Source organism: Frankia sp. CcWB3, from assembly GCF_977927595.1.
The window spans coordinates 1-6,712 of the sequence record NZ_CDWRCK010000230.1 but is presented as its reverse complement, the minus strand read 5'-3'; the positions used below and the strand labels follow the sequence as shown (position 1 = coordinate 6,712).

Genomic DNA, 6,712 nt, shown 5'->3' with positions numbered 1-6,712 from the left:
CGACAGATCCAGGAAACGCGCGAGCACGCTCGGACGGGATCCCGCCGTTCCGATCTCGGAGTCGGCTACAGCGAGTTGTCGACTTACGCGTCGCACGGTGACCGCAGCCTCGGCCTCCGCGTCGAGGGGGAAGGAACGGACGAAGGTCACGTCCATCGACATCACCTGGGTGGCCGATCTGGTGGGCAGTATCCGGCTGTGCGCCGAACCGTGGCGGTCGCCGGCCCAGGCCTGGGTATAGAGCAGCAGGGGAGCGAGGGGATCGGATGCCGAGGGTTTCTCCCGTGCCTCGGGTGGGCGCGTGGGCCAGTCGCCAGGCGTGTCCAGATGCAGGCTGGCGGCGCGCACGCTATCGCTCTTCCCGAGCGCGGCGGCGGCGGTGAGGGAGATCTCGGCGAGTACGGCGAGTGCGCCGGTGGTGAGGCCGACGCTCGGTACGGGAACGGGGAGCTCGGGACCGGGGACCGAGGACGTCCAGGTTGGCCCGGCACGGGCCAACCTGGACGTCAGGATCGGGCGAGGTGAACCAGGATTAGACGAGGTCGAACCGGTCGAGGTTCATCACCTTGACCCACGCCGCGACAAAGTCGTGCACGAACTTCTCCCGCGCGTCGTCGCTCGCGTAGACCTCCGCGAGCGCGCGCAGCTCGGAGTTCGAACCGAAGACGAGGTCGGCGCGGCTGCCGGTCCACCTGACCTTGCCCGTGGCGACATCACGGCCCTCGAAGGTGTTCGCGTCCTCGGACGTCGCCTTCCACGTCGTGCCCAGCTCGAGCAGGTTGACGAAGAAGTCGTTCGTCAGCGACCCGGGAGTCGCGGTGAAGACGCCGAGCGGCGACTGCTGGTAGTTGGCACCCAGGACCCGCAAACCACCGACGAGGACCGTCAGCTCGGGGGCGCTCAGGGTCAGCTGGTTCGCCCGGTCGAGCAGAAGGTACTCAGCCGGCAGGCGGTGGCCCTTCCCGAGGTAGTTGCGGAACCCGTCCGCCGTCGGCTCGAGCACCGCGAACGACTCCACGTCGGTCTGCTCCTGCGACGCGTCGGTACGTCCCGGTGCGAAGGGGACCTCGACGTCGAAGCCGGCGTTCGCGGCGGCCCGCTCGACGGCAACACCACCGGCGAGCACGATCAGGTCGGCGAGCGAGACCTGCTTGCCGCCGGTCTGGGCGGCGTTGAAGGCCTCCTGGATCCCCGTCAGCGTGCGCAGGACCGCCGCCAGCTGGTCGGGGTCGTTGACCTCCCAACCGCGCTGCGGTTCGAGGCGGATGCGCGCACCGTTGGCGCCGCCGCGCTTGTCACCACCGCGGAACGTCGAGGCCGACGCCCACACGGTGGAGACCAGCTGGGAGACCGACAGGCCCGAGGCGAGGATCTGACCCTTGAGAGTGGCGACGCCCGCGGCGTCGATGAGCTCGTGGGCCACCGCCGGGAGCGGGTCCTGCCACAGCAGCGTCTCGGTCGGGACCTCCGGGCCGAGGTAGCGCGCGACCGGCCCCAGGTCACGGTGCGTCAGCTTGAACCACGCCCGGGCGAACGCGTCCGCGAACGCGCTCGGGTTCTCCAGGAAGCGCCGCGAGATGGGCTCGTAGATCGGGTCGAACCGGAGGGCGAGGTCCGTCGTCAGCATCGTGGGGGCGTGGCTCTTCGATGCGTCGTGGGCGTCGGGGACGGTGCCGGCACCGGCACCGTCCTTGGGCTTCCACTGGTTCGCACCGGCGGGGCTCTTCGCCAGCTCCCACTCGTGGCCGAACAGGATCTCGAAGAAGCTGTTGTCCCAGCTCACCGGGGTGTTCGTCCACGCACCCTCAAGCCCGCTGGTGATCGTGTCCCCGCCCCTGCCGGTGCCGAAGGTGCTCGTCCAGCCGAAGCCCTGCTCCTCGAGGGGGGCGCCCTCGGGCTCCGGGCCGACATGCTCGTCCGGGTTGGCCGCGCCGTGGGTCTTGCCGAAGGTGTGGCCGCCGGCGATCAGAGCGACCGTCTCCTCGTCGTTCATCGCCATCCGGCGGAACGTCTCGCGGATGTCGCGTGCCGCGGCGATCGGGTCCGGGTTGCCGTTCGGGCCCTCCGGGTTGACGTAGATGAGACCCATCTGGACCGCGGCGAGGGGATTCTCGAGCTCCCGGTCGCCGGTGTAGCGATCGTCGTCGAGCCAGGTGGTCTCGGGGCCCCAGTAGACGTCCTCGTCAGGCTCCCAGACGTCCACCCGGCCGCCGGCGAAGCCGAAGGTCTCGAAGCCCATCGACTCCAGGGCGACGTTGCCGGCGAGGATCATCAGGTCGGCCCACGAGATCTTCTGGCCGTACTTCTTCTTGACCGGCCACAGCAGGCGGCGAGCCTTGTCGAGGTTCGCGTTGTCCGGCCAGCTGTTAAGGGGAGCGAAACGCAGCTGGCCGGCACCCACACCACCGCGGCCGTCGCTGATGCGGTAAGTGCCCGCGCTGTGCCACGCCATCCGGATGATGAACGGGCCGTAGTGACCGTAGTCGGCCGGCCACCAGGCCTGCGAGGTAGTCAGCACCTCCGCGATGTCCTGCTTCACGGCGGCGAGGTCGAGGGTCCTGAAGGCCTCGGCATAGGTGAACTCCCCGCCGAGGGGGTTGGCCACGGCGGGGTTCTTGGCGAGGATCTTCAGGTTGAGCTGGTTCGGCCACCAGCCGCGGTTTCCGCCGCCCTGGGTGGGGTGCGGGGCGCGACCGGGCGCGACTGGGCAGCCACCGCCGCTCTCCGCATTCATGTCGTACACGACTGCGTCATGGTTCTCGGACATGGGACCCTCCGGGCATAGACGGATATCAAGAGCGATCAGGAACGCGTGCGGTGGAACAGCCGTGACACCGGCCCCAGTAGATGGCCGCGGCCTCGGTGGCGGCCTCGTTGATCGAGAAGCCGCGCAGGGATGACTCCACTGTCACAACTGTCACGGTCGGCCACTCGGAAGAGAAATCGAAAAATTTCGCAACTTTGATAGCCTCAATCTATGGCTAGTCCGCAACCGACCCTGGCCCAGCTGCGCGCCCTCGTCGGGGTGGCCGATCACCGGCATTTCGGCCGCGCCGCGGCGGCCCTGCATGTCAGTCAGCCGACGCTGTCCAGCGCGGTGGCGGCGCTCGAGCGCACCCTGGGCGTCCAGCTCGTGGAACGCACCACCCGCAGCGTCCTGCTCACCGAACTCGGGGAGGAGATCGTCCGGCGGGCCCGGGGGGTGCTGGGCGCCGTCGACGACATCGGCGAACTGGCCATCCGGGCCCGGGAACCCCTGGTCGGTGACATCCGTCTCGGGGTCATCCCCACGGTGGCCCCCTACCTGCTCCCACGGCTGCTGCCGACGCTGCGGGAACGGTGGCCGCAGGCACGGCTGCGGCCGCGGGAGTCCCAGACGGCCACCCTGCTGGCGGAGCTGCGCGGCGGTGCGCTCGATCTCGCGCTGCTCGCTCTGCCCACCGATGAGCCGGGGACAGCCGAGATCCCGCTGTACGACGAGGACTTCGTCCTCGTCACCCTCGCGGATCACCCGCTGGCGGGTGGCGCCGCCGTGCCGGTCGCCGCCATCGGCGGGCAGGACCTGCTCCTGCTGGAGGACGGGCACTGCTTCCGGGCCCAGGCGCTCGAGGTCTGCCGGGAGGCGGGGGCACGGGAGCGTTCTACCCTGCGTGCGGCGAGCCTGTCGATGATCGTCCAGATGGTCGCCGGTGGCCTGGGGCTGACCCTCGTCCCCGCCGCCGCCGTCGGAGTCGAGGTCGGCGAGGGGCGGGGCTTGGCCGTCGCCACGTTCCGCCGGCCCGCGCCGCACCGGCGCGTCGGCCTGGCCTACCGCTCGACCTCGGCCCGCGTGACGGACTGGAACCTGCTCGCCGCCGAGGTGCGGGCCGCCCTGCCGGGGACGGGTCTCGCCCTCGCCCCGGTGCCGGCCGCGGCGGTCTGACGCGCGCCCTCGGCGGGCTCCGGTGAATGCAGCAGGCCGGCCGCGAGACCCACCGGTCGGGCGTCGCCGGCCGGCCGACCACGAACACACGGTTTCCCTCGCTCCGTGCTGGGCATCAAGCGAATCTTGCCGCCGAGTGGGCAGGGGGATGATGGCCTGGCCACGGGCGCGAGTATGCGGGCCGCCATCCAGGCGTTGCGGCAACTGCAGCCGGCCCGGATCGTCGTCGCCGTGCCGGCGGCACCCTCTTCCACCTGCCGGGAGCTGACGGCGCTGGCGGACGAGGTGGTGTGCGACGACGCCGTCGCCGTTCTTCGCGGTCGGGCAGTCCTACTGGGATTTCACCCAGACCACCGATGAACAGGTGCGCGGTCTGCTGCGCGCGGCGGCGACGTCCCGGCTTCCCGCGGGAACCGTGGTGTACCGCCCGGACGCGGCCGTCGTCCGATCCGAGATGGTGCCGGTCCAGGACGGCGTTCCGGCCGGCGACAGGCTGTTCGATCTGGTTGGTGACGCCAGCCTGGTGTTGATCGGCGAGGCGTCGCACGGCACCCACGAGTGCTACGCCGCCCGCGCCGCGATGACCCGGCGGCTGATCGAGGAGAAGGGGTTCTGCGCGGTGGCGGCGAAGGCGGACTGGCCGGACGCCTACCAGCGGATTGCTGGCTGACGGCCGCGAGGATGTCGTGCTGTTCCTGCTCCAGGATGCCGGTCCAGCCATGCCAACAGGGCGCATTGACCCCCCAGGTGAGCGATGATCCGCGACAACGTGGCCTCGAGCGGGTGGGGCAGGTTCCAGTGGAACGCCAGGAGACGCGCCAGCTGCTCGGCAAGGGTCGCTTCCTCCCGTGGATCGAGATCGCCGGTTGCGAACTTGTCGACCAGCGAGCTGTCCAGTTCGAAAGCGGTCATCGGATATCCCCTCCTCCCGGCCTGTTCGAGGGTTGGCCCGACCATCCGGCCCGGCCTCCATCACGGCGCCCGTAGATCAACGGGGCGAGTCGGGAATCCGGCATCGAGCGGCTGTACCGGCCGTCTCGCCCGGGCCGTGTCCACGGCGGTGACCATCTCGGCTGGGACACCCGCGCCGGCTGCCTCATGCCCACTGCCGCCCTTGTCATCCACCCGATTAACACAAATCTCAACTGATCGCAAAAATGCTGCTGCCGCACTCGCCAGCAAGTCGAGGTCTGCGCCGGCACGAGGAAGATGGGTAGAATGCAACGGCCATTCCCGGTATGCCGTGATGCCCGCACCGTCGCCACCGTCGCCTGGCTGTGGTTTCCTGCGGGCGGAGCTGGGTAGAAGGACTTTGGGCCCATTGTCCGTCAGCGGGCAGGGCCAAGCTCCCGCCGGCTCGCCTTGATGAGGAAAACTGATTCGAGGGGATGGCGGGACCGCCTTGCTTCGCGGCCTCCGTATCTGCCCGGGTGCTGCGTGCCCGGGCGGTGGCCGTCCCGGAGAGGCCGCGCCGGTCGTTCACCGTCCCGGCGGTTGCGGAACAGCCCCGGAGCGGTGGCCAGTATTTCCCGCTGCGGCTGATTGACCCGCCGACGACCGGGTAGACGGCGGTGGAAGTATTTTGCCGACAACGGCTGATTGCGTCGTCGAATCGAATGATGTCGAAATGATGCTGACGAGTGGAGAAATCTCATGGCATTTCCGGTGCGAAGCAGCCAACGTCCGGCCCCGGTGATCAGGTGGGATCCGTTCCGGAAGATCGAGGACGCCTGGACCCGGGTGGGAAACCTGCTCGGCGACGTCGTCGGTGGTGCGGAAGGCCGACCGGTGGGACTGTTGGCCGCCGTCGTCGTCCCGGTCGACATCGAGGAGACCGACGACGCCTACATCGTCGAACTCGAGCTCCCCGGGGTACGCCGCCGCGATGTCTCGATCGACCTGCAGGATAACGAGCTTCGGGTCACCGGTGAGATCAAGGAGCGGGAACGGAAGGGTGTGCTACGCCGTCAGACCCGCCGGGTGGGCAGGTTCGAACATCGCATCGTGCTGCCGGGTGAGGTGGACCCGGAGTCGGTCAGCGCGACGCTGGACGACGGGGTACTGACGATCCGGCTCGCCAAGTCCAGGAAGAGTCAGCCCAGGCACATCGAGGTCACCGGCGGCAGTGACGGCGGCAGCTGACCCGGCGGCGGGGCCGCTGTCCGCGTGTCCGCTATCGCCAGCGGTGCCGTGCCCGCCCGGCCGCGGCGCCGTGGTGAATCCTGAATCCTCCATAAAACTACACCGGGCAACCGAGTGCGGGTAGTTACGGCACTTATAACTTCACAATCCCTACCAAGATGATAGATTATCAAAATTCCCTCTGGACTCGCAACGAAGTGGTCGTTAATATTGCATCCGTTGTCTTCCGAGGAGGGGTATGATCAACATCATTGGTGCGGGCTTCGGGCGTACCGGAACGCTTTCGCTCAAGTTGGCCCTCGAACAGCTCGGTTACGGCCCTTGTCATCACATGGACGAGGTCCTCGCGCACCGGGAGACTATCGCTGCATGGACGAGTGCCGCCGAAGGTGCTCCTGCGGACTGGGACTCGCTGTATGGCCAGTACAGATCGACAGTCGATTGGCCGGGTGCCCGGTTCTGGCGGGAGCTCGCCGCCCACTACCCGTCGGCTCGAATGATTCTTACGGTTCGCGACCCGGAAAAATGGTATGACAGTGCGCGGAACACATTGTTCCAAGCGATATCGAACCGACCGGCGAGAATGAGCGCGGAAGCCATGCGCGTGATCACCATGATGAATCTGGTGGTGTGGGACGGTGTCTTCAA

General features: G+C 68.5%; 5 protein-coding genes and 2 pseudogenes. 4 read left to right on the top strand and 3 right to left on the bottom strand.

Going from position 1 to position 6,712, the window contains the following annotated elements:
* A pseudogene (locus tag ACY5KJ_RS15995) lies at positions 1-498 on the bottom strand (hypothetical protein); the annotation flags it as partial.
* Between the two features lie 34 nt (positions 499-532).
* Positions 533-2,767, bottom strand: coding sequence for a catalase/peroxidase HPI (gene katG / locus ACY5KJ_RS15990; RefSeq protein WP_462203723.1), 2,235 nt, complete (start codon positions 2,765-2,767; stop codon positions 533-535).
* Between the two features lie 210 nt (positions 2,768-2,977).
* Between katG and ACY5KJ_RS15985 the strand changes: the two genes are divergently transcribed.
* Positions 2,978-3,922 (top strand): LysR substrate-binding domain-containing protein, encoded by a 945-nt coding sequence (locus ACY5KJ_RS15985; RefSeq protein ID WP_462203721.1) that lies wholly within the window; start codon positions 2,978-2,980, stop codon positions 3,920-3,922.
* 147 nt (positions 3,923-4,069) lie between these two features.
* Positions 4,070-4,577: pseudogene (locus tag ACY5KJ_RS15980) on the top strand (erythromycin esterase family protein); the annotation flags it as partial.
* Here ACY5KJ_RS15980 and ACY5KJ_RS15975 read toward each other — a convergent pair.
* The gene (locus ACY5KJ_RS15975) at positions 4,571-4,834 is read right to left on the bottom strand and encodes a hypothetical protein (protein WP_462188829.1); all 264 of its coding nucleotides are present in this window, start codon (positions 4,832-4,834) and stop codon (positions 4,571-4,573) included. The pseudogene ACY5KJ_RS15980 and the gene ACY5KJ_RS15975 sit on opposite strands and share 7 nt — an antisense overlap.
* A 741-nt stretch (positions 4,835-5,575) precedes the next feature.
* On the opposite strand from ACY5KJ_RS15975, the gene ACY5KJ_RS15970 reads away from it, so the two are divergent.
* Both ACY5KJ_RS15970 and ACY5KJ_RS15965 read left to right on the top strand, forming a co-directional pair.
* On the top strand, positions 5,576-6,064 hold the full coding sequence (locus tag ACY5KJ_RS15970) for an Hsp20/alpha crystallin family protein (RefSeq protein ID WP_462203720.1): 489 nt from the start codon (positions 5,576-5,578) through the stop codon (positions 6,062-6,064).
* A gap of 238 nt (positions 6,065-6,302) precedes the next feature.
* Positions 6,303-6,712, top strand: a 410-nt coding sequence (locus ACY5KJ_RS15965; RefSeq protein WP_462203719.1) for a sulfotransferase family protein, incomplete at its 3' end; no start/stop codon positions are given.

Bases quoted from the DNA above. Each gene is read 5' to 3' on its own strand.
- katG (WP_462203723.1), bottom strand. From the start codon at position 2,767: ATGTCCGAGAACCATGACGCAGTCGTGTACGACATGAATGCGGAGAGC.
- ACY5KJ_RS15985 (WP_462203721.1), top strand. From the start codon at position 2,978: ATGGCTAGTCCGCAACCGACCCTGGCCCAGCTGCGCGCCCTCGTCGGG.
- ACY5KJ_RS15975 (WP_462188829.1), bottom strand. From the start codon at position 4,834: ATGACCGCTTTCGAACTGGACAGCTCGCTGGTCGACAAGTTCGCAACC.
- ACY5KJ_RS15970 (WP_462203720.1), top strand. From the start codon at position 5,576: ATGGCATTTCCGGTGCGAAGCAGCCAACGTCCGGCCCCGGTGATCAGG.